Below are 21,698 nucleotides of genomic sequence, written 5' to 3' on the forward strand. Positions count from 1 at the left end.
AAAACAGGAAAGGACGTCACCAGAATTTTCTGGGCGAGACCTGGATAAAGCAGCGTATAGCACGCTGCTTTATCCAGGTTTTTTTTTGCTTATTTTCCAGCTGGCCAGCGGACAACAAGCGGGATGACGTGTATTGGGCAGTTGCAGCCATTGACGAAACGGGAAGTCATTATGAATAGCAAAGTGCTAGCTGAAAATATTTTGAGGTTGGTCGGGGGAGAGGCGAATGTCTCCACTCTGGTTCATTGTGCAACACGCTTGCGCTTTAAGATTGTCGATCACGGTAAGGTGGATGTGGCTGCGCTTGAGGCGCTGGAAGGCGTCATTACGGTCATCAACGCATCAGGGCAATTGCAGGTGGTGATCGGGAACCGGGTGCCGGAAGTGTACCGCGCCTTTGGTTCCATCTCTGGTTTACTGGAAGATGGTACGAATAAACAGAAGCCAGTAGAAAATGAAAAATCGGTTTCTATGATGGGACGACTGATTGATCTGGTCGCGGGTATTTTCACCCCGCTGCTAGGAGCAATGGCGGCAGCGGGTGTACTGAAAGGTGCGCTGGCGATTGTTATTGCCTGTGGGTGGTTAGGTCCAAAAGAAAGTACTTATGTGATACTGCATGCGGCCTCTGACAGCTTGTTCTACTTCTTGCCTATGCTGTTGGCTATTACGTCCGCGCGTAAGTTTGACACTAATATTTTCGTGGCAGTATCGATTGCGGGCGCTCTGGTTTATCCCTCAATACAAGGGCTATTTGAGGCAGGCCAGCCTGTAACCTTCTTAGGGTTGCCGGTCGTGATGATGAAATACACATCCTCGGTGCTCCCGATTATTTTCAGCATATGGCTGATGTCTTATCTCGAGCGTTTCCTGAATCGTCATATTCACGAAAGTGTGCGTAACATTTTAACGCCGTTCTTCCTATTAACGCTGATGGTGCCGTTAACGCTGATGACCATTGGCCCAATCGGTATCACGGCCAGTAAACTCGTCGCTTCACTGTTTGTTAGCATCTATAGCTTTAACCCAATCATCGCTGGTGCGTTGATTGCGGCTTCATGGCAGATCTTAGTGATTTTCGGTATTCACTGGGGTTTCGTGACCGTCTTTATCAATGATATTTCCGTTATGGGGCACAGTTACCTTAAAGCGGCATCTAGCCCGTCTGTCTTTGCTCAATCCGGTGCGTTATTGGGCGTGATGGTGCGAACCAAAGATAAGAAGCTCAAAGCGCTGGCGGGGAGTTCGTTCATTGCGTCACTGTTTGGTATCACGGAACCCGGTGTCTACGGCGTCACGCTGAAGCTGAAAAAACCGTTTATCTGTGCAGTGATCGCCGCGGCAATGGGCGGGGCTATCGCAGGCTATGCGAAAAGCTCGGCGATTTCTATGGGGATGCCTGGATTGCTGACACTGCCGATTTTCTATGGTGAAGGCTTCGTTGGGTTCCTCATTGGCTGTGCTATCGCATTTGTCGCAAGTTTTGTGCTGACTATTGTGGTTGGGTTTGATGATCCAACCCCGCCGGCCGGGAAAGTGCCAGCGCCTGCCACTGCGCCGGCAGCGACCTCCACTTCAACGACAGCATCCACTACATCTAGTGCATCGACAACTTCGGCTGCTGGCGCGAACGTGATGCCATCGACAATACCGTTGGAAGAAGCTCCCGCCACGGCAGAGCAACTGGGCTCGCCCGCAAAAGGTGAACTCATCCCATTGGAAGAGGTAAACGACAAGGTGTTCTCTTCTGGTGTGGTTGGGCAAGGCGTAGCCATTGTGCCGAATGAAGGCTGCATTTATTCACCGGTGGATGGCGTGATTGCCAGCACGTTTGCCAGTGGTCATGCCGTCGGTATTCGCTCGCAAAACGGTGCGGAAATCCTTATCCATGTGGGTATCAATACGGTTCAACTGGAAGGGCAGCACTACCAAATGCGTGTTGAAGAAGGTGATGAAGTGAAGAAAGGCCAACTGCTGCTGGAATTCGATCTGGAAGCGATCAAGAAAGCAGGTTACGACATCGTGACGCCGATGGTGGTAACAAATCCTGAAGACTATCGCGTATTTGGCGTGAGTTCTGTTCGTCACCCGCAGGCTGGCGACACGATCATCGCGCTGGCGTAGCGCTGTGAATGATTAGGGCATTTGCCGCCAGATAACGCGTGGCAGCGCGCAGCTCAAGACGTCTGAGGAAACCTAAATGATGAAGAAGACACCGCTGGTTGCGGCGATGTTGGCGGCATTTTCACTGTCTGGTCAGGCGGTGGGTGTCGATTTTGCCGCTCAGATCGCCAGCCCGCGCCCGAATGTGGTGCTGATTGTGGCGGAGGATATGAATCCCCGTCTGGGCGCATACGGGGATGTGCAGGCGCGAACGCCGAATCTGGATGCGCTGGCAAAAGAGTCCGTTGTCTTTACGCAGGCCTTCACCATGGCTGGCGTCTCGGCCCCGTCGCGAGCGGGGCTGATTACCGGCATGTTTCAACATACCACCGGGTTGCAGCACATGCGCACGGCGACCCGACCCGCTGGCGGCTATTTAGGCGTGCCGCCTTCTTACGTGAAAGGCTACCCCGAACTGCTGCGCCGCAGCGGTTACTTCACCTATAACGACACCAAGACGGATTACCAGTTTACGAAAGGCCATGCCGATGTTGGCCCTTTCACCCTGTGGACGCGCCACGGGGAGTACAGCAGCATGGACGATCTACATATTCAGCTGGCCTGGCGTAATTACGATCTGAAGGGCAAGCCGTTCTTCATGAATTTCAACCCGCAGATTACGCATGAATCGGCGCTCTTTACGGCGGAAAATCATCCGGCAGGTCAATCGCGCTTCGTCAAACAGTGGGATACCTTCCGCCAGCAATACCGTTATACGCCAACGGATCCGCAAAGTGTGAAACTGGAGCCTTATCTGCGGGATACGCCGCAAACCCGACAGGAACTGGCGCAGCATTACGACAATATTCATATTATGGACATGCAGGTTGGTAAGCTGCTGGACGGGCTGAAAAAGGACGGGCTGTGGGATAACACCATCGTCATTTTCACGGCGGATAACGGCGATGGGATCCCGCGCCATAAGCGTGAGGGCTACGACTCCGGCACCCATGTCCCGATGATCGTGCATATCCCTGAGAAGTATCGTCCGGCAGGCTGGTGGGAAGATGGGAGCAAGAACGATCGGCTGGTGTCGTTCGAGGATCTGGCGCCAACCATTCTGGGATTTGCCGACATCAAACAGCCTGACTATATGCGCGGTATCAGTCTGGCGCAGGATCTCGCGCCGCAGCGCCAGTTTGTCTACGGCGTGCGGGGGCGGATGGATGAATACGACATGCGCGCCTATTTTGTCCGAGATCGTGACTATCAATATGTCCGTAATCTGGCAACTACGCCGGGGGGCATCGGCATTGCTTTCCGCAACGCGCTCGGATCGATGAAAGATTTGAATGCGGCGCGTGATCAGCACCAGCTAAGTGCCGAGCAGCAAAGCTGGTTTGCCGATCGTCCGGCGGAAGAGTTGTACGATCTGCAACGCGATCCTTTGCAGTTGCATAGCCTGGCGGCAGACCCAGCCCAACATGCCGTACTGGTGCGGATGCGTGAGGAGATGGATCGCTGGTGTAACCGTGAGAACGACATGAATCTGATCGCGGAAGATCAGATGGTGGCGGATTTGCTGGATGAGCAGGGCAAGCAGCGCGCCACGCTGACGCCAGTGGCGCAGTGGGATGCGGTCAGCCACAAAATTTATCTGGCTAACCGCACGCAGGATGCTTCCATTGGCTACAGCTGGGATGGCAAAGAGTGGGAGCTGTACACGGGCAGCATCACGCCGCTGAAGAGCGCATCGCAGCTGCAATTCAAGGCGATTCGCTATGGCTGGCAGGAAAGCCCGGTTGGTACATTGCCCACTCAGCCATGAAAATAAGTATGTGAATCTGTTCACATACCTTGATGATGTGAGCACGCTAAAACGACACTTTGGGGATGGAAGATGATGAAGAAACAGGTCATGGCGCTCTCTATCGCGACGGCGCTGCTGGCTGGGCCAGCAGCGTGGCAGGCCGCTGCGGCGGCGCAGGCTAAGCCGAATGTGATCATCCTGTTTACCGATGATATGGGGTGGGCCGATATGTCGGTACAGGGCGCGAAAACGCCAACACCTCATCTGGATAAGCTGGCGGCAACAGGGCAGCGCTGGACCAATTTTTATGTCTCTTCGGCGATTTCTTCTCCCAGCCGTGGCGGATTGATGACGGGCCGCGTCGAAACCAAAACCGGGCTATACGGCACGAAAATTCCCGGCGTGTTTATGGATGAAGATCCTGATGGTTTCCCTGACGATGAAGTCAGCATGGCGGAATCACTCCAGCACAACGGATATCGCACCATCATGTACGGCAAATGGCACTTAGGGACGCAGTCGAATGCGTTTCCGACGCGCCACGGTTTTGATGAGTGGTACGGGATCCCGACCAGTAACGATCGCTTCAGTACCGTTGTCGATCAGGTGGAGATGAATCGGCTGGCAAGCACCGATCCGAAAAGGCGTGAACTGCTGAGTAAAATGGAAGCGATCAACCGCGCACCGCAGCAGGAATACTGGAATGTGCCGCTTTATCACTCCTACAAAGACAAAGGAAAACTGGTCGATTACGCCGTGCCGCAGGGCTTCCAGCAGGCCAGTTTTACCAAGGATGTGACGAACAAGGCGGTGCAGTACATTGCCGACAATAAAGATCAGCCGTTCTTTATGTATATGGCTTACCCGCAGACCCACGTACCGCTGTTTACCTCGCCGGAATTTAAAGGCAAAGGACATAACCCTTACGGCGATGTGATGCTGGAGATCGACTGGTCGGTGGGGCAGATCTATCAGGCGCTGGAAGCGAACAAGCTGGCGGAAAACACCATCGTGATTTTTACCTCCGACAATGGCCCGTGGTTGCAGTATGACAAAGACGGTTTAGCCGGTTCGGCGCTGCCGCTGCGTTCGGGTAAAAGCACCGTATTTGAAGGCGGGCAGCGCGTGCCGTTTATCGTGAACTGGAAATCCCATATCGCGCCGAAAGTGGTAGATGATATCGGCAGTACGCTGGATCTTCTGCCGACGCTGATGAAGATCACCGGTAGCCCGCATGCCCAGCGCGATCTGGACGGCGTAGATCTCAGTGCCGCCTTCCTGAACGGAAAGCCGAGCGCGCGCACCTTCATGCCGTATTTCTATTGGGGCAAGATGGATGCCTACCGTGACGGCGACTACAAGGTGGTCTTCCGTGACAAGAAAGCGGGTATCCCGGTCGATCTGGAGAAACCGCTCATGTTCAACTTGCGCGATGACGTCTCTGAACAGCACGATCTGTCGGCGAAAGAGCCGGATCGCTATCGGGCGCTAATTGAGAAAGCACAGGCGTATGAACAGTCGCTGGGTGAGAAGAAACCGCCGCTGTTCGATCTGTAATCGCAAACGGTCCGCCGACAGGGAAGTTGGCGGCGATTTTCTCAGGAAAGAGAACCTCTCTCAGTAAAGAGAACATCGTCTAGCCGGTAAGTTACGTTGAGGTGCCAATGAGTCAGTCTATTGCCAATTTTCAGTTGATGGCCAAGCCTTCAGGGTCCGTGTGCAATATCGATTGCTCATACTGTTTTTATCTGGAGAAGGAACATCTTTATCCCGAGCGTAAAAGCCGCTGGAAGATGGATGGCGATACGCTGGAAAACTATGTGCGAAAGAACATCAGTAGCCAGCAGGCACCCGTCGTTGATTTCCCGTGGCAGGGTGGCGAACCGACGCTGCTGGGCATCGATTTCTTCCGCGAAGCGGTGCGGTTGCAAAACCAATACCGTGGCACAAAGCAGATCAATAATTTCTTTCAGACCAACGGCACCAATATTGATGACGACTGGGCGCGTTTTTTGAAAGAGAACCAGTTTCTGGTGGGATTGTCGATCGACGGTGACCGTATCAGCAATGATGCGCATCGCCTCACGCGAGCAGGGAAAAGCACCTTTGATGACGTGATGAAGGGGCTGGAAGCGCTGAAGCGTCATCGGGTCGAGTTTAATACCCTGACGGTGGTGAATGCGGAAAACGTGAAACGCCCGCTGGATGTGTACCAGTTTCTTAAACGCATCGGCAGCCGCTATATGCAGTTCATTCCGCTGGTGGAACGCCGCGCTGCTCAGCCAGATGACAACGGACTGGTGCTGATTCAGCCTGATTTTTCGGGCCAGTGCAGCGTGACGGAGTGGTCAGTGCCTGCCAAAGCGTATGGTCGTTTCCTGAATACGATTTTTGACCATTGGGTTCAGCACGATCTGGGCAATGTGTTTGTCATGAACTTCGAACAAACGCTGACCAAAATGACCGAGCAGCTTAGCGCCTGCGTCATCAACGAAACCTGCGGCGGCAACCTGATTGTTGAAGCGAACGGCGACGTGTATTCCTGCGATCATTTCGTTTATCCCGAAAATAAGCTCGGCAATATTAATCAGGACGATCTGGCGTCGCTGGTGAATTCGCCGCAAAACCTCGCCTTTGGCGAAAATAAGCGAAAAAACATCAGCAAAGATTGCCTGAACTGTGAAGTGAAAGCGGTTTGTCATGGCGGCTGCCCGAAGCATCGGTTTGAAATTTCCAGCGATGGGCGACCGAATAAAAACTATTTCTGCGATGGCTTTAAAACGCACCTATTCCATGTGTTACCACGCATGAATGCCTTGCTCTCTCAATTGGGACGCCAGGAATCGATGAAGAAAATAAGAAGGAATATGAAAGCCGAGTTTTATTAACCGATGCCGAATACTCTTCGAGCGCTCTGGGAAGGGATGGCATAAAAGGAAAAATAATGAAAAGAAACAGACTTATGGCCGCGATTACACTGGCCTGTATGCAAGCGGCTGGGGGACAGGCTGCCGCGGCGACTTCTCCTGCAACGACGGTGCCGTCGGCTGATGGAAAGCAGCCAAACGTGGTTTATATCATTCTTGACGATCAGCGTTACGACGCGTTTGGCTTCCTGAACTCGGCTATTCACACGCCGAATATGGACAGCATCGCCAAAGAAGGGACGTATTTTAAGAATGCGTTCGTGACCACCTCGCTGTGCTCGCCCAGCCGTGCCAGCATCCTGACGGGGATGTACGTGCATAATCATGGGGTATCGGATAACAATCCGTCCGATCTCTCTCATCTGAACTATTTCCCGGAACTGCTGCGCGACAACGGCTATCAGACCGGTTTCTTTGGCAAGTGGCACTTCGGCGGCGCGGATAAAACGGCTACGAAAGGCTTCGCCGGCTTCGATCGCTGGGTAGGGCTGCTGGGGCAAGGTAGCTATTATCCGATTGATAACTATGGCAAGCCGACCTTGCTCAATATTGATGGCAAGATGGTGCCGCAAAAAGGCTACATCACCGATGAGCTGACGGACTACGCCGTAGACTGGCTGAACACGCTCGATAAGAAAAAGCCGTTCATGATGTATCTATCGCATAAAGGCGTGCACTCTGACTTCCTGCCCGCCAAACGCCACCGTGGCAGCATGAAAGAGGTGACGTTCCCTGTGCCGGATACCTATGCCGATACGCCGGAAAACTATGCCGGCAAGCCGATGTGGGTGAAGAATCAGCGTAACAGCTGGCACGGCGTGGATTATCCCTACAACACGGATATGGATCTTCAGCAGTATCAGCGCGACTACTATGAAACGCTGCGCTCAGTGGATGACAGCGTAGGGCGCGTGCGCGACTGGCTGCAAAAACAGGGGCTGGATAAGAACACCATTATCATGGTGATGGGGGATAACGGCTTTATGTTCGGCGAACATGGGCTGATCGATAAGCGTAACGCCTATGAAGAGTCGATCCGCGTGCCGTTGATTGCTTCCGGGCCGGGCTTCGCCAAAGACAAAGTGGTGGACGACATCGTCAGAAACATCGACGTGGCGCCAACCATTCTGGAAGCCGCCGGCGTTGCCGCACCGAAGCATTACGACGGGCAGAGCTTCTGGCGTCTGGGGCTGGATGGCTATACCGTGCCGAAACGCAAAGACTATTTCGTCTATGAATACTTCTGGGAATACAGCTTCCCGCAGACGCCAACCACGTTTGCGATCCGCACGCCGGAGTACAAATACATCCAATATTACGGCGTGTGGGATAAAGAAGAGCTTTACGACATGCAGAACGATCGGGAAGAGAAGCATAACCTGATCGATTCGACCGATGAGAAGATCGTGAATGTCAAAATTGCGCTGCGCAAAAAGCTGTATGAAGAGCTGAGTAATCGACAGGGGAAAAATGTGATCCCGTATAACCAGCGTACAGGGCAAGGACAGGTCTATCGCTATGAAGGCACCGGTGAGCAGCTTGCGCCGTTCCCACGCGAATGGCTGAAAGGGTACAACCACGAGGAGATTCTCGCTGGGTTTATCCCCGATCAGGTCGGTAAAGAAGCGAAGGTGAAAGCCTCAAACGACGCGGTGAAAAAGAGTGAGCCGCTGCTGAAAGAGCTGATGGATAAATAATCCAGCGTAATAAATCAGACGGCGTTGTGTGAATACGCCGTCTGATTTTCTCTATCATCTTATGTGCTATAGGGTTACAGCGATTTTCCGTTGCTGCTAATCACATCCTGATACCAGTAGAAGCTGTCTTTGCGCCGACGCTCCAGCGTGCCTTTGCCCTCATCATCGCGATCCACATGAATAAAGCCGTAGCGTTTTGACATCTGCGCCGTCCCCGCGCTGACCAGATCGATCGGCCCCCAACTGGTGTAGCCCAGCAGTTCGACGCCATCGTCGATGGCTTCACGTACTTGAATCAGATGGCGACGCAGGTAATCAATGCGGTAGCTGTCGTGAATGCTACCGTCCTCTTCCACCACGTCGCGTGCGCCCAGCCCGTTTTCCACGATGAACAGCGGCTTCTGATAGCGGTCATACAGCTCGTTTAGCAGGAAGCGCAGGCCTTCTGGGTCAATCTGCCAGCCCCATTCGGAGGCCTCAAGGTGCGGGTTAGGAATCAGACGGATGATATTGCCGCGTGACGATTGATATTTTTCTGGTTCGAAGGTCGCGCAGCCGCTCATGTAATAGCTGAAGGAGACAAAATCTACGGTGTGGCTCAGGTCGTCTTTATCCTGCGCGGTAATGGTGAGTTCGACGCCATTTTCCCGGAAATAGCGCTGGATCCAGGCCGGATAGGTGCCGCGTACCTGCACATCGCCGAAGAACAGCCATTCACGGTTCTTGCTCTGCGCTTCCAGCACATCTTTCGGATGGCAGGTCATAGGGTAGCGTACCGCGCCCAATAGCATGTTGCCAATTTTGGCATCCGGGATAATGTCGTGACAGGCTTTTACCGCGCGTGCGCTGGCAACTAACTGGTGGTGGATGGCCTGATAAATTTCTTGCTTCGAGGGTTCGCCGCCCAGCCCGATGCCCGTAAAGGGCGAGTGCAGCGCCATGTTGATTTCATTGAAAGTCAGCCAGTGCTTCACCTTATCTTTATAGCGGCTGAAAACGGTACGGGCATACTTCTCAAAATGGTCGATGACGGCACGACTGCCCCAGCCTCCCAGTTTTTTCACCAGCCCGTAAGGCATTTCATAATGCGACAGCGTAATCAGCGGCTGAATCTGATGCTTTGCCATTTCATCAAACAGACGATCGTAGAAGGCCAGACCGGCTTCGCAGGGCTCGGCTTCATCGCCTTCGGGGTAAATGCGCGTCCAGGCAATCGAGGTGCGCAACACCTTAAAACCCATTTCGGCGAACAGCTGAATATCCTGCGGGTATTGATGATAAAAATCGATGGCCCGATCTTTGATGCAGTTAATGCTCTCATCGCGTTCCGTCACCGGACCATGTACGCCCTGTAGCTGAAGATCGGAGGTGGATACGCCTTTACCGTCTTCATTCCATGCCCCTTCAACCTGGTTTGCTGCAACTGAACCGCCCCATAAAAATCCGTCGGGGAATGCTTTCATGGTATTTCTCCTTATCGTTTTCTACATCATTACGCTGTGCCGGGCTGTGGCTCCGCGCTGGGAACCGCTGGATGACAGGCAAAAAAAAACTTGGGCAGAAGAGAGTAGTGCTACTCACCTCTGCCCAAGTCTCGCCCGCCATTGGCGGTAACGTCTTGTTAGAACACTATACAATCCTGAATCTCTGCGGCAATGCCCCCGTCTGGTTATGTGACTCCGGTCACGACATCTCTGCTGGCGTGATTCGGTGTTGCCAGACGTTAGGCGTTTTACCCCCTAACGCCGTGGCTTCATGACGTTACTTCGCTTGCAGCGCCTTGACGACGGCTTCGCCCAGCGCTTGAGCGGATGCTGGGTTTTGACCGGTGATCAGCCGCCCGTCAACGACGACTTTATTTTCAAAGATCGGTGCTTCTTCGAATGTTGCGCCATCCTTTTTCAGCGCCGCTTCAAGTTCAAACGGAACGATCTTGTCGTAATTACGGGACGCTTCTTCTTCCGCAGTAAAGCCGGTAAGGCGACGGCCTTTAATCAACAGTTCACCATTACTGAGCTTCACATTCAGCAAGCCTGCCGGACCGTGGCAAACGGCACTGATGATGTCATTTTTCTCGTACATGGTACGCACGATGTTGATCAACTCAGGATTGTTGACGAAATCCCACATGGGTCCATGTCCTCCAACCAGCAGGATCGCGCTATATTTCGCGGGATCAACCTTTGCCAGCGGGATTGAATTAGCCAGTTTGTTGCGGTGTTCCGGGTTAGTCCAGAAATCCAGACTCGCCCGATCTTTGAGATCGAATCCGTCAAACGGAGGCATCCCACCTTTGGGACTGGCGATATCGTAAGACAGACCGACTTTGTCGAATACTTCGACCGGGTGAGTCAATTCAGGAAGCCAGAAGCCGCCAACGAGATCGGGTGTTTTTTTATCCAAACTGGAGACGACGATTAAGACCTTCTCTTCTTTCAGATTGGCTTGAGCGAAAACGGGGGAGGCTGCGGCAAACACAGCCATCGCGGCGATAAGACCAGCACAGCGCTTGATGATTGACATAAAAAACTCCTTTCAGCAGGTGGTGATGGTCGCCACTATATCCGTGATAATGGGTTGAAAACAGGCGGTAAAAGCGGAATGCATTGTTTAAAAAATCGATGTAATCACTTTATATTGGTGTGATAAATTATCGTAAAATGCGTTTGATGATCCCTGTGTTGTATGATGATGAGGAACCCTGATGGGGCAATCCGATAGCTTTGATGGACTGGCAGAATTTCTGGCTATAGCGAAACGCTTGAGCATTCGCAAAGCTGCGCTCGATCTGGGTAAGACGCCGGGATCGGTGAGCTTGTCGCTCCAGAAGCTGGAGCATCGCCTCGGCGTGCTACTGTTCCACCGCACGACGCGCAAGATGGCATTGACGGAAGCAGGGGAAGATCTGCTGCTGAGAATCGGGCCTGCGGCACACGTTATCGCAACAGGTTTTGAAGATGTGGCTCAATCGGCAAAAAAACCATCGGGGACGTTGAAGCTGATCGTAGAACGCCTGGCATTACCCCATGTCATCGAGCCGCTCATCCCTGCATTTCGTCAGGCATGGCCGAATTTGAATATCGATATCACGGTGAGTAATCGTCACGATAACTTCGTCTCTGGAGGCTATGATGCTGGCATCATGATCGGTTCCTATATCGAACAGGATATGATTGCAGTACGGCTCTCCCCACCATTTAAGTGGGCGGTATTCGGTTCGCCGGAATATTTCAAAGCGAACGGTAAGCCTAAAGCGACGCGCGATCTGGTGCATCACGAATGTATTCGCTTTCGTCGCCCTGAAAAGGGAGATATTTATCGGTGGGAGTTTGTCGAAAATAAAGAAACGGTAAGAGTTGAGCCAGCCGGCACAATTACCGTGAACGATGGCGAGCTCATGCGTAGCCTCGCGGTCAGGGGCGTTGGGCTTATTTACTCATCCACTTTCCATACCTCACGCGAACTGGCAAACGGCACGCTGGAAGCCGCGTTACTCGATCTCTCGCCGGGAAATGACGGCCTCTTTCTTTATTTCTCAAGAGCCGCGAGGAATCAACCCAAATTGCGTGCGTTTATCGACGTGTGTTCGCAGATAATTAAGACGTGAATGAATAGGCCGAGCTCGTCCGTCAGTCTTTCGAAGCGTATTCAACTGAGCCTGTTTTGCATTCGTACATGGCAAACAGTGAGTGTGTTTTCTGTGGGCCGGAGACGGTGAATGCCAGGAGGTAAATCTCGGGGTTGGATAACGTAGATGAATCGGCTTTATCAAAAGCAATCACTGGTGTCGCGGTGCCGAGGTTTTCGGGTTGGAATTTAGCCCAGCGCGGAATACGGTGTGTCAGGAGATCGTTCTTCACATGGTCAACGGCTTGCTCATACGTCACCTCCAGGCAGGACGGGCCACTATGTCTGAGGTAATAATCGTAGCCAGCTAAGGCACTAGCTGTCGCCAGAACGCAACAGATCGTCTTGGTTTTCCATCCCATCTCACTTCTCCCTGATAAATATAAACAGACGCCCAAAAATAAAGGAGCTGCGCTATTAACGCAACTCCTTGTATTTGGTTGCTTCCGCTGGAGTTAGGCTGGTGACTGAGTGGTTATTGGTTCCTAAAGAAATAACCGAAAATAAATATTTTTCGTTATTTGTTATTGATATATATTACTATAATTTGCCAACGATTACCTATTATTCACTATTTATATGTGTTACACGATACAAAGCTATTTAGTCTGGAGGACGGGAATATGTCGGAGCAAGAGTATACTGCAATCACGCTAGATACCTCAATTTTTGATGGTAATGGGCTGAGACTTGAACAGGGTCTTTTAGGGAGGATGCGGCAATTTAAGACGATCCCAATTATCTTTGTACTCACTGATGTGACGGTGAGTGAATTAACCCATCACCTTGAAGAGAAGATGAAAGCCAGCAAGTTTTCACTTGAGAAAGCACTGGAAGATTCGAAAAACCATCTTTTAATACCTGACAGCGATTTAAATTCTTTTAAGGAGAAATTTTCAGATTTAAAAGATTTCAAAGATGCTGCATTAAAACGTGTGCAGACGTACATTGATATGACTGGAGCTATTGTATTGGATACCAACCAATACGTGAGTATTGCTGAAATCAGGGACGCTTATTTTAGTAATCAATCACCATTTACTGAATCAGGAAGCAAAAAAAATGAGTTTCCTGATGCTATATCTCTCATTGCGTTGAAAAACTGGGCTGAAAAGAATGAACAAATAGTTTGTGCTGTCTCAAAGGATAAAGACTGGGGCAGTTTTTGTGATGAAGTTGATGATATAGATTATATCAATGATCTATCGAAAGCTCTTGATTACTTCAATAGCGAAACCGTTTCACGATTGGTTGTTGAAAAATTAGCTGAAGCAATTGATAGCGATGAAGATGATGTACAGAATTTTAAAGTACAACTCGAGAGTATGCTAGAAGGTGCCGTCGAGCGTTTAACGTTAACGCAGGAGGCAGCATCATCATTAGTTTATGAGGGGGATGGTGTTGAAATTAAGTTTAAACAGCTTCATTCTATAGCGACAAATTTCAAAATTATTGAGGCTAGCGACGATTATTTAACAGTTGAAACTTTACTCAATGTAGAGTTGGATATAGAGGGTGTTTTCTCTCTCTATCATTATGATTCTTTTGATAAGGATTATATTCGTGCTGGTAGCGTAACATCTACAATAAATGATTCATATGATTTAAGCGTGCTTTTGAAATTGGCCGGTGATTTTTCTGATTTCAGTGAAATAGAAATAGACTCTTTGGAAATTGTGAGGGATTTAGGTACTGTATACTTCGGTTTTCTTGAACCTTATTATGATTAAAAAATCAGGAAAAGCCTGATTTTTTACTTAACTGTTAGCAACCATCTTTTTGTAACGATCAATGCTTTTATTTTTAATTTTTCGGTCTAGATATGGTGACAAGAAATCATGGAATTGGATGATTATTCAGGGTTGCTTTTCTTAAAGCGTTCTATTGAACTGATAAGTAATTCTAAGCCAAGCCAAGCGAGCCAACTGGCTGCTAGAAATAATGCTGCATAAGACAGCATGGAAGAAATGGAATCCCATTGTTTGTTAGCTATATCTGTGGCGGCAGGGTAATCCTTCAACTTATAGATTAATTTCTCACTGTAGGAGTGTACGAACACACCGATTAAATATGTAAAGAGCGATACGAACAACAGCGTCATAAACGCCTTACCTGAGATGACTTCTAAGTAGAAACGTGGATGTTTCAATGAAAAAGTATAGATAACGCTTGCGGAGGCGAAGAAGCCTGTAATTACCTCCCAAGAAAGGGATATATCTGCCATAACTCGTTCCTTTCAGGATTCGTAGCAATCGCTAATCGATGGTAAGTAAAAAAATGGGGCGACATTTTTGCGACACTGCATGTAGAGTAGCAAAAAGCCACCTTGCAAAAGGTGGCTTAATCATATGATTTTAAAACTAAAATTTGGTGGCCCCTGCTGGACTTGAACCAGCGACCAAGCGATTATGAGTCGCCTGCTCTAACCACTGAGCTAAGGGGCCGAATGGGCGATGATTATACGGTAATGTGCGGGGGAGGTCTATAGTCTATCTGCCGGGTGGTGGTTTTATACTCAAGATAGCTTGTTGTTATTCTTATCAGAATTTACGATGGCTGTAGTCAACGGAAGTAGGGAAAGACATGATTACCGATATTCTGGCCATGAATCTTCAGGTTGTTTTCTGCGGCATTAACCCCGGGCTGTCGACGGCCCATCACGGTTACCACTTCGCTAACCCTAGTAATCGCTTCTGGAAGGTGATTCATCAGGCAGGCTTTACTGAACGTTTGCTGACACCTGCGGAAGAGCAGCATCTGCTGGATACCGGATGTGGCATCACCATGCTGGTGGAGCGGCCAACGGTTGAAGCGACCGAACTGGGGCGAGACGAGCTGCTGCAAGGTGGGAATGCGATTGTTGAGAAGATGGAACGCTATCAGCCGCGTGCGCTGGCGGTGTTAGGGAAGCAGGCGTTCAGTCAGGCGTTTGGTATCAAGAAGGTTTCCTGGGGGCGTCAGGAGCTGTGTATTGGCGAAACGCAGGTTTGGGTACTGCCGAACCCTAGCGGGCTGAATCGTGCGACGCTGGAGTCGCTGGTGGCGTCGTATCAGGAACTGCATCAGGCGTTGCAGGATAACGTATAAATTCAATCTGAGCGTTCTGACAGGCAAAAAATAACCCCAGCGAACTGGGGTTATTTATCGTGAGGCTATCTACCGTGCGGATTAGCTGAGGGATGAATTAATCATCCAGGAAGCTACGCAGCACTTCGGAACGGCTTGGGTGACGCAGTTTACGCAGCGCTTTCGCTTCGATCTGACGAATACGTTCACGAGTAACGTCAAACTGTTTGCCCACTTCTTCCAGCGTATGGTCGGTGTTCATATCGATACCGAAACGCATGCGCAGGACTTTCGCTTCACGTGCGGTTAAGCCAGCCAGAACGTCGTGTGTCGCAGAACGCAGGCTTTCCGACGTGGCGGAATCCAGCGGCAGCTCCAGCGTCGTATCTTCGATGAAATCGCCCAAATGTGAATCTTCATCATCACCAATCGGGGTTTCCATTGAAATCGGCTCTTTCGCGATTTTCAGCACTTTACGGATCTTGTCTTCCGGCATCAGCATACGCTCAGCCAGCTCTTCCGGCGTCGGCTCGCGACCCATTTCCTGCAACATCTGACGAGAAATACGGTTCAGTTTGTTGATCGTCTCAATCATGTGTACCGGAATACGGATGGTACGTGCCTGATCGGCGATAGAACGGGTGATCGCCTGACGGATCCACCAGGTTGCATAGGTCGAGAATTTGTAACCACGGCGATATTCAAATTTATCTACCGCTTTCATCAGACCGATGTTGCCTTCCTGAATCAGGTCGAGGAACTGCAAACCACGGTTGGTGTATTTCTTCGCGATAGAAATAACCAGACGCAGGTTAGCTTCCACCATTTCTTTCTTGGCGCGACGCGCTTTCGCTTCACCAATCGACATACGACGGTTGATGTCTTTAACTTGCTCGATCGTCAGGCCAGTTTCTTCTTCGATCTGCTGCAGTTTTTGCAGGCTGCGGGTGACGTCTTCTTCAACATCATTCAGCTTTTCAGACCATGGCTTGCCCATTGCGACTGCTGCGGCAAACCAGGTGTTGTTGGTTTCATTGCCAGTGAACATCGTGACGAAGTTTTTCTTCGGCATTTTGCACTGTTCAACACACAGCTTAATGATCAAACGTTCCTGAGTACGAACGCGATCCATCATGGAACGCATGCTGTTAACCAGGAAATCAAACTGTTTCGGCACCAGACGGAACTGTTTGAAGACTTCGGACAGATTCAGGATTTCCTGTGCTGCCAATGCATGGCTACGACCGTGAGCTTTGATAACCTGACGGGTCGTTTCATATTGCACACGCAGTTCGGTGAACTTCTCACGCGCCAGCTCAGGATCGATGCTGTTGTCGTCTTCTTCTTCCTCTTCGTCTTCTTTTTCCTCATCGTCATCGTCCATTTCTTCGCTCGAAAGCTCGGAACCAACGTGAGTCGCGGTAGGCGCAATGTCCTCTTCCGCATTAGGATCGACGAAGCCAGTGATCAGGTCGGACAGGCGGCTTTCGCCCGCTTCGACGCGGTCATACTGTTCCAGCAGGTAAGTAATGGCTTCAGGATACTCTGCAACAGAGCACTGAACCTGGTTGATACCGTCTTCGATACGCTTGGCGATATCGATCTCGCCCTCACGCGTCAACAGCTCAACGGTACCCATTTCACGCATGTACATGCGAACCGGATCGGTGGTGCGACCAATTTCCGATTCAACACTGGATAGAACCTGCGCAGCAGCCTCTGCTGCATCTTCATCGGCATCATTGGTGTTTTCGGCCAGCAACAGATCGTCTGCATCCGGTGCTTCTTCCATCACCTGGATGCCCATGTCGTTAATCATCTGGATGATATCTTCGATCTGATCCGAGTCGATGATATCTTCCGGCAGATGGTCATTGACCTCAGCATAGGTCAGGTAGCCTTGCTCCTTACCACGGGTGACAAGCAGCTTCAGCTGTGACTGCGGGTTTTGCTCCATAAGACGGTATCCACACTTCAGAGTATTTGGGTTGGTGTCGGTCAGCGTAGTTCGCTAACAATAGCATTAGGGGTATTTTTCTTATCGCCGCGCCCCTGTAGCGGCTCTTTGCAGGGCTCAACCCTGCTATTTATCGGCAATTAAGCCTCTGTATCAGTGTTTTCTGGTCAACGCCAGTTGCAACGACCAAAGCTCTTTTTTTTCTTTGGCGTTGAGCCCATGCGTTCTGTCACGGGCAATCAATGTTTCTTGTCGCTGTTTCAACAGCTGATCGTAGAGCTCTGCCAGACTGATTCTGAACTTCTCGTCGAGCTCTTCCTCTACGATCATATGGTTCCATGAAGCCATGGTTTCAAGCTGTTTGCGGTACTTGCTGTCGCGATATTTTTCCAACAGCAGACCCATGTTCATCCCAGGGCTGGCGTTGCAGGTTTTCACCAAGTCTTGAAACAGGGATAAACCCGCCACTTTGTCTTCTTCAATGCCTTCCAGCGCGAGGTCTGGCACCTCTGCCGCCAATCTTGGGTTTTGTACTAAAAGTCCTATAAGTATACGCATAGTTGTGACTTTTAGTTGCGGCGGCTGGTAGGATTGAGCCTGCTCTGCCACTTTTGGGAGCAGTCTGTCCAACTGGCTGTCGTCCAAAATTCCTAGCTTGTTACCGAGTTGCTGGCGCAAATACATCCGCAGCGTTTCTCCCGGTACCTGGCCTATCAGCGGTAGCACCAGCGTGCTGAGCTTAGTACGACCGTCGGGTGAACTCATGTCCACCTGCTGTTGCAGCGTTTCAAACAGAAACTGCGACAGCGGCAGGGCCTGTTCCATCCGCTGCTCAAAGGCGACTTTGCCTTCTTTACGCACCAGCGTGTCGGGGTCTTCACCGTCTGGCAGGAACATAAAGCGTAGCTGACGACCATCGTTCAAATAGGGTAGCGCAGTTTCCAGCGCGCGCCATGCCGCTTCACGTCCAGCACGGTCTCCGTCGTAACAACACACCACCAAGTCTGTGGCGCGAAATAGTAACTGAATGTGATCGGCAGTCGTGGAGGTACCCAGCGATGCCACCGCATAGTCAATATCAAACTGCGCCAGCGCTACCACATCCATATAGCCTTCAACAACCAAGAGTCGTTTGAGTTCTGGGTGACTTTGCTGCGCCTCATACAGGCCGTACAACTGGCGACCTTTATGAAAAATTTCTGTTTCCGGCGAGTTAAGGTACTTTGGGGTACCGTCGCCTAATACGCGTCCGCCGAAGGCAATCACTCGTCCCCGTTTGTCGCGGATAGGGAACATCACACGCTCGCGGAAGCGGTCGTACATTCGACCCTGATCGTTAGTCACCAGCATGCCAGCATCGTTCAATGTGCTGCGATCGTCATCATTGCGGCCAAAGCGCTTTAAAACGTTATCCCAGCCGGGCGGGGCGAAGCCAATCGCAAAATGGCTGATCACTTCTGCACTTAAACCGCGCTGTTGCAGATATTGCAACGCTGGCGTACCGACTGATTGGCTTAGTGCTTGTTGATAGAACCCACTGAGCTGTCCCATCAATTCGTACAGACTTTGCCGTTGGTGACGCTCTAACTGGGTTGGGCCAGTGCCGGTTTCATAAGGCACTTCGAGGCCATATTGGGTGGCAAGTTCTTCAATGGTTTCAACGAATTCGAGACGATCGTAATTCATCAAAAAGTCTATGGCGTTGCCGTGTGCGCCACAGCCAAAACAGTGATAGAACTGTTTGTCACCGTTTACGGTGAATGAGGGGGTTTTTTCGTGATGGAACGGACAACACGCATGGTAGTTTTTGCCCTGCTTCTTCAGTTTGACGCGCGCGTCAATGAGATCGACGATGTCGGTGCGAGCCAGCAGGTCATTAATAAATACGCGTGGGATTCGTCCAGCCATAAGCCCCTGGTGTATACCCTTCTGTAAGGTGATTACATTGGATATAGCTTATAAACGACAACAAGCCGCGCTTCCTTTCGGAAAGCACGGCCTTACGTATGCAACTGCTAAGTCTGCGGATTAATCACGCGTTGGAGGGAAACCCTCCGAAAATTAATACAGACGAGTGCGGCGTGCGTTTTCTCGAGCCAATTTCTTCGCGTGACGTTTCACTGCAGAAGCTTTAGCGCGCTTGCGTTCGGTCGTTGGTTTTTCATAAAACTCACGACGACGAACTTCAGCCAGAACGCCTGCTTTTTCACAGGAACGTTTGAAGCGACGCAGAGCTACGTCGAACGGCTCGTTTTCACGTACTTTAATTACCGGCATGTGCCTCTCACCTCAATAAATTCGGTTTGCTGCTGGCTTGTGCCAGCCTTTTCAAAATGGTGCGGAATTCTACTGCAAACGTGACGTCTTTGTAAAGCATTGCGGTGATCATAAAACGCCCAACCACTGCCAGCGTAGAAATCAGGCCGCTTATGGTAGACTATCCGCAGTTTGAAGCAAGCGGCATTTAACGCATGCTCGTATCATCATCAAAGTTAGGAACAGCAATGCGCGTATTGGGTATCGAAACATCCTGTGATGAAACCGGTGTGGCCATTTATGACACGGAAGCCGGTTTGCTCGCCAATCAGTTATACAGCCAGGTTAAATTGCATGCTGATTACGGCGGCGTAGTGCCTGAGCTCGCCTCACGCGATCACGTGCGTAAAACGGTTCCGTTAATTCAGGCGGCGCTGCGTGAAGCTGGGCTACAGGCTGACGATATCGATGGCGTGGCTTACACCGCCGGCCCGGGTTTGGTTGGCGCGCTATTGGTGGGCGCGACGATTGGTAGGTCATTGGCGTTCGCCTGGGGTGTGCCGGCGATTCCTGTGCACCATATGGAAGGGCATTTGCTGGCGCCGATGCTGGAAGATAACCCGCCGGCGTTTCCCTTCGTGGCGCTGCTGGTCTCTGGTGGCCATACGCAGCTCATCAGCGTGACGGGCATTGGTGAATATAGCCTTCTGGGCGAGTCGATTGATGACGCGGCGGGTGAAGCGTTTGATAAAACGGCGAAGTTACTGGGATTAGATTATCCCGGTGGACCAATGCTGTCGAAAATGGCGCAGGCGGGGAATTCCCAACGCTTTACGTTTCCGCGCCCGATGACCGATCGGCCGGGGCTGGATTTCAGCTTTTCCGGGCTAAAAACATTTGCTGCCAATACGATTCGTAGCAATGGTGATGACGATCAAACGCGTGCTGACATTGCTCGTGCGTTTGAAGACGCCGTCGTAGATACGCTGGCGATAAAATGTCGTCGTGCGCTGGATGAGACGGGCTTTAAACGACTGGTCATGGCGGGGGGCGTGAGTGCAAACCGGACACTGCGCCAGCGCTTAGGTGAAGTGATGGCGAAACGCGGTGGTGAAGTGTTTTATGCGCGGCCTGAATTCTGTACGGATAATGGCGCGATGATTGCCTACGCAGGCAGTGTGCGTCTTGTGCATGGCGCGAGCCAGACGCTGGGCGTATCTGTTCGGCCACGTTGGCCGTTGGCTGAATTGCCTGCGGTGTGAGTGTTCGAGCGGTAATCGCTACGTGTAGATAGTTGCTCTACACGTAGTGAAGAAAGCGTAGCAAAAACATTAGCGGATAAGCGAATTACAGCTCTTGTTCGAATAACACCAGAATCGCTTCGTAGAGCTGTTTGACGCTGAAGCCTCTTGCTGGGGTGGTAAAAATAGTATCATCACCCGCGATAGTGCCGAGAATGCCTTCTGACTTACCTAGTGAGTCCAGCAGGCGAGCAATGAGCTGCGCGGCGCCAGGGCTGGTGTGGATCACGACGACGGCATCATTGTAATCCACGTCCAGCACAAGGTTCTTCAGCGGGCTGGATGTCGTCGGGACGCCAAGTTCGGCAGGGAGACAATACACCATCTCCATTTTGGCATTGCGTGTGCGCACGGCGCCAAATTTCGTTAGCATGCGTGACACCTTGGATTGGTTGATGTTTTCAAATCCTTCGTCTTGCAATGCCTGAACAATTTCACTTTGAGAACTGAACTTCTCTTCTTTTAACAGCGCCTTGAACGCTTTAACGAGGTCTTCTTGTTTTGTCGAATTTCGCATTCTGCACCGGATTAATTGTTATGGTTAATCTTCCTATTATGCAGTTGTGTGAATTTTTATGCAATTAAATCGCGTATAATTCCAATCCCTTTCACCAGATATGCGTTAGTCGCTGTTTTCAAAAAAAATCGACTCTCGGGTAGTCCGAAAAATGCGTCCTGCGTCACATAAAAGTAAATCAAATGTTATCAGAATGATGTTGTTCGGACGCCATTGATCGGTGTAATGTAGCGCACTGGTTAAACGCACGTGAATGAACACCGCGTTATAGCTCAATAGCTTATTAACTTTACTTACCTTTCAAACGAATGGTTGTTTTTGATTTATTATTAGAGACATAGCGTATTTTTTGTCTCTCGTGTCATTTGTGGAAAGATAAGTAGGTTGCTCGTATCCCCATTTTTATATTCTGTTTATAACCAAATGAATTCACGGCA

Annotated in this window: 18 protein-coding genes and 1 tRNA gene; 10 read left to right on the top strand and 9 right to left on the bottom strand. The window is 50.7% G+C overall.

What is annotated here, in order from left to right; all coding sequences use genetic code 11:
* Window positions 1-171: 171 nt before the first annotated feature.
* From BJJ97_RS08255 to BJJ97_RS08275, 5 genes are all read left to right on the top strand, one after another.
* On the top strand, window positions 172-2,124 hold the full coding sequence (locus tag BJJ97_RS08255; protein WP_095993620.1) for a beta-glucoside-specific PTS transporter subunit IIABC: 1,953 nt from the start codon (window positions 172-174) through the stop codon (window positions 2,122-2,124).
* Window positions 2,125-2,200: 76 nt separating this feature from the next.
* Window positions 2,201-3,931, top strand: a complete 1,731-nt coding sequence (locus BJJ97_RS08260; RefSeq protein WP_095993621.1) for a sulfatase family protein — start codon at window positions 2,201-2,203, stop codon at window positions 3,929-3,931.
* 72 nt (window positions 3,932-4,003) lie between these two features.
* Window positions 4,004-5,470 (top strand): sulfatase-like hydrolase/transferase, encoded by a 1,467-nt coding sequence (locus tag BJJ97_RS08265; protein WP_095993622.1) that lies wholly within the window; start codon window positions 4,004-4,006, stop codon window positions 5,468-5,470.
* 107 nt (window positions 5,471-5,577) lie between these two features.
* Window positions 5,578-6,801, top strand: coding sequence for an anaerobic sulfatase maturase (locus BJJ97_RS08270; protein ID WP_095993623.1), 1,224 nt, complete (start codon window positions 5,578-5,580; stop codon window positions 6,799-6,801).
* Between the two features lie 56 nt (window positions 6,802-6,857).
* Window positions 6,858-8,537: a sulfatase family protein gene (locus tag BJJ97_RS08275; RefSeq protein WP_095993624.1), complete on the top strand. Its 1,680-nt coding sequence runs from the start codon at window positions 6,858-6,860 to the stop codon at window positions 8,535-8,537.
* A 74-nt stretch (window positions 8,538-8,611) separates the two neighbouring features.
* Here BJJ97_RS08275 and BJJ97_RS08280 read toward each other — a convergent pair whose 3' ends face one another.
* The gene (locus BJJ97_RS08280) at window positions 8,612-10,000 is read right to left on the bottom strand and encodes a glycoside hydrolase family 1 protein (protein ID WP_095993625.1); all 1,389 of its coding nucleotides are present in this window, start codon (window positions 9,998-10,000) and stop codon (window positions 8,612-8,614) included.
* A gap of 71 nt (window positions 10,001-10,071) precedes the next feature.
* On the opposite strand from BJJ97_RS08280, the gene BJJ97_RS08285 reads away from it, so the two are divergent.
* On the top strand, window positions 10,072-10,296 hold the full coding sequence (locus BJJ97_RS08285) for a hypothetical protein (protein ID WP_095993626.1): 225 nt from the start codon (window positions 10,072-10,074) through the stop codon (window positions 10,294-10,296).
* A 2-nt stretch (window positions 10,297-10,298) separates the two neighbouring features.
* Here BJJ97_RS08285 and BJJ97_RS08290 read toward each other — a convergent pair whose 3' ends face one another.
* Complete coding sequence (locus tag BJJ97_RS08290; RefSeq protein ID WP_095701544.1) at window positions 10,299-11,060, bottom strand: type 1 glutamine amidotransferase domain-containing protein; 762 nt, start codon at window positions 11,058-11,060, stop codon at window positions 10,299-10,301.
* A 181-nt stretch (window positions 11,061-11,241) separates the two neighbouring features.
* On the opposite strand from BJJ97_RS08290, the gene BJJ97_RS08295 reads away from it, so the two are divergent.
* Window positions 11,242-12,144: a LysR family transcriptional regulator gene (locus BJJ97_RS08295; protein WP_095993627.1), complete on the top strand. Its 903-nt coding sequence runs from the start codon at window positions 11,242-11,244 to the stop codon at window positions 12,142-12,144.
* 22 nt (window positions 12,145-12,166) lie between these two features.
* Here the strand turns inward: BJJ97_RS08295 and BJJ97_RS08300 are convergent, their stop codons facing one another.
* Window positions 12,167-12,526 carry a YebF family protein gene (locus BJJ97_RS08300; protein ID WP_095993628.1) on the bottom strand — a complete coding sequence of 120 codons (360 nt, stop codon included), beginning with the start codon at window positions 12,524-12,526 and terminating at the stop codon, window positions 12,167-12,169.
* Window positions 12,527-12,787: 261 nt separating this feature from the next.
* Between BJJ97_RS08300 and BJJ97_RS08305 the strand changes: the two genes are divergently transcribed.
* Window positions 12,788-13,894, top strand: a complete 1,107-nt coding sequence (locus BJJ97_RS08305; protein ID WP_095993629.1) for a PIN domain-containing protein — start codon at window positions 12,788-12,790, stop codon at window positions 13,892-13,894.
* A 122-nt stretch (window positions 13,895-14,016) separates the two neighbouring features.
* On the opposite strand, the gene BJJ97_RS08310 is transcribed toward BJJ97_RS08305, so the two are convergent.
* Window positions 14,017-14,388, bottom strand: coding sequence for a hypothetical protein (locus BJJ97_RS08310; RefSeq protein WP_095993630.1), 372 nt, complete (start codon window positions 14,386-14,388; stop codon window positions 14,017-14,019).
* 144 nt (window positions 14,389-14,532) lie between these two features.
* Window positions 14,533-14,608: transfer RNA gene (locus BJJ97_RS08315), tRNA-Ile, on the bottom strand.
* 139 nt (window positions 14,609-14,747) lie between these two features.
* Here BJJ97_RS08315 and mug point away from each other — a divergent pair.
* On the top strand, window positions 14,748-15,251 hold the full coding sequence (gene mug, locus BJJ97_RS08320; protein WP_095993631.1) for a G/U mismatch-specific DNA glycosylase: 504 nt from the start codon (window positions 14,748-14,750) through the stop codon (window positions 15,249-15,251).
* A gap of 97 nt (window positions 15,252-15,348) precedes the next feature.
* On the opposite strand, the gene rpoD is transcribed toward mug, so the two are convergent.
* The 3 genes from rpoD to rpsU form a co-directional block, all read right to left on the bottom strand.
* Complete coding sequence (rpoD, locus tag BJJ97_RS08325) at window positions 15,349-17,187, bottom strand: RNA polymerase sigma factor RpoD (protein ID WP_095701548.1); 1,839 nt, start codon at window positions 17,185-17,187, stop codon at window positions 15,349-15,351.
* A 153-nt stretch (window positions 17,188-17,340) separates the two neighbouring features.
* On the bottom strand, window positions 17,341-19,095 hold the full coding sequence (dnaG, locus tag BJJ97_RS08330) for a DNA primase (RefSeq protein WP_095701549.1): 1,755 nt from the start codon (window positions 19,093-19,095) through the stop codon (window positions 17,341-17,343).
* A gap of 153 nt (window positions 19,096-19,248) precedes the next feature.
* Window positions 19,249-19,464: a 30S ribosomal protein S21 gene (gene rpsU, locus BJJ97_RS08335; RefSeq protein WP_001144069.1), complete on the bottom strand. Its 216-nt coding sequence runs from the start codon at window positions 19,462-19,464 to the stop codon at window positions 19,249-19,251.
* Between the two features lie 227 nt (window positions 19,465-19,691).
* Between rpsU and tsaD the strand changes: the two genes are divergently transcribed.
* Entirely contained in the window at window positions 19,692-20,705 is a 1,014-nt protein-coding gene (tsaD, locus tag BJJ97_RS08340) for a tRNA (adenosine(37)-N6)-threonylcarbamoyltransferase complex transferase subunit TsaD (RefSeq protein WP_095701550.1), read from the top strand.
* A gap of 85 nt (window positions 20,706-20,790) precedes the next feature.
* Here the strand turns inward: tsaD and argR are convergent, their stop codons facing one another.
* A complete protein-coding gene (argR, locus tag BJJ97_RS08345; protein ID WP_010283010.1) occupies window positions 20,791-21,261 on the bottom strand; it encodes a transcriptional regulator ArgR in 471 nt (156 codons plus the stop codon).
* Window positions 21,262-21,698 lie beyond the last annotated feature (437 nt).

Source organism: Pectobacterium polaris (assembly GCF_002307355.1).
GTDB lineage: Bacteria > Pseudomonadota > Gammaproteobacteria > Enterobacterales > Enterobacteriaceae > Pectobacterium > Pectobacterium polare.

Coding starts and splice junctions, on each gene's coding strand:
- rpsU (WP_001144069.1), bottom strand. CDS start 19,464: ATGCCGGTAATTAAAGTACGTGAAAACGAGCCGTTCGACGTAGCTCTG.
- BJJ97_RS08265 (WP_095993622.1), top strand. CDS start 4,004: ATGATGAAGAAACAGGTCATGGCGCTCTCTATCGCGACGGCGCTGCTG.
- BJJ97_RS08295 (WP_095993627.1), top strand. CDS start 11,242: ATGGGGCAATCCGATAGCTTTGATGGACTGGCAGAATTTCTGGCTATA.
- BJJ97_RS08300 (WP_095993628.1), bottom strand. CDS start 12,526: ATGGGATGGAAAACCAAGACGATCTGTTGCGTTCTGGCGACAGCTAGT.
- BJJ97_RS08255 (WP_095993620.1), top strand. CDS start 172: ATGAATAGCAAAGTGCTAGCTGAAAATATTTTGAGGTTGGTCGGGGGA.
- argR (WP_010283010.1), bottom strand. CDS start 21,261: ATGCGAAATTCGACAAAACAAGAAGACCTCGTTAAAGCGTTCAAGGCG.
- BJJ97_RS08290 (WP_095701544.1), bottom strand. CDS start 11,060: ATGTCAATCATCAAGCGCTGTGCTGGTCTTATCGCCGCGATGGCTGTG.
- BJJ97_RS08305 (WP_095993629.1), top strand. CDS start 12,788: ATGTCGGAGCAAGAGTATACTGCAATCACGCTAGATACCTCAATTTTT.
- BJJ97_RS08310 (WP_095993630.1), bottom strand. CDS start 14,388: ATGGCAGATATATCCCTTTCTTGGGAGGTAATTACAGGCTTCTTCGCC.
- BJJ97_RS08275 (WP_095993624.1), top strand. CDS start 6,858: ATGAAAAGAAACAGACTTATGGCCGCGATTACACTGGCCTGTATGCAA.
- rpoD (WP_095701548.1), bottom strand. CDS start 17,187: ATGGAGCAAAACCCGCAGTCACAGCTGAAGCTGCTTGTCACCCGTGGT.
- tsaD (WP_095701550.1), top strand. CDS start 19,692: ATGCGCGTATTGGGTATCGAAACATCCTGTGATGAAACCGGTGTGGCC.
- dnaG (WP_095701549.1), bottom strand. CDS start 19,095: ATGGCTGGACGAATCCCACGCGTATTTATTAATGACCTGCTGGCTCGC.
- BJJ97_RS08280 (WP_095993625.1), bottom strand. CDS start 10,000: ATGAAAGCATTCCCCGACGGATTTTTATGGGGCGGTTCAGTTGCAGCA.
- BJJ97_RS08260 (WP_095993621.1), top strand. CDS start 2,201: ATGATGAAGAAGACACCGCTGGTTGCGGCGATGTTGGCGGCATTTTCA.
- BJJ97_RS08285 (WP_095993626.1), top strand. CDS start 10,072: ATGACAGGCAAAAAAAAACTTGGGCAGAAGAGAGTAGTGCTACTCACC.
- BJJ97_RS08270 (WP_095993623.1), top strand. CDS start 5,578: ATGAGTCAGTCTATTGCCAATTTTCAGTTGATGGCCAAGCCTTCAGGG.
- mug (WP_095993631.1), top strand. CDS start 14,748: ATGATTACCGATATTCTGGCCATGAATCTTCAGGTTGTTTTCTGCGGC.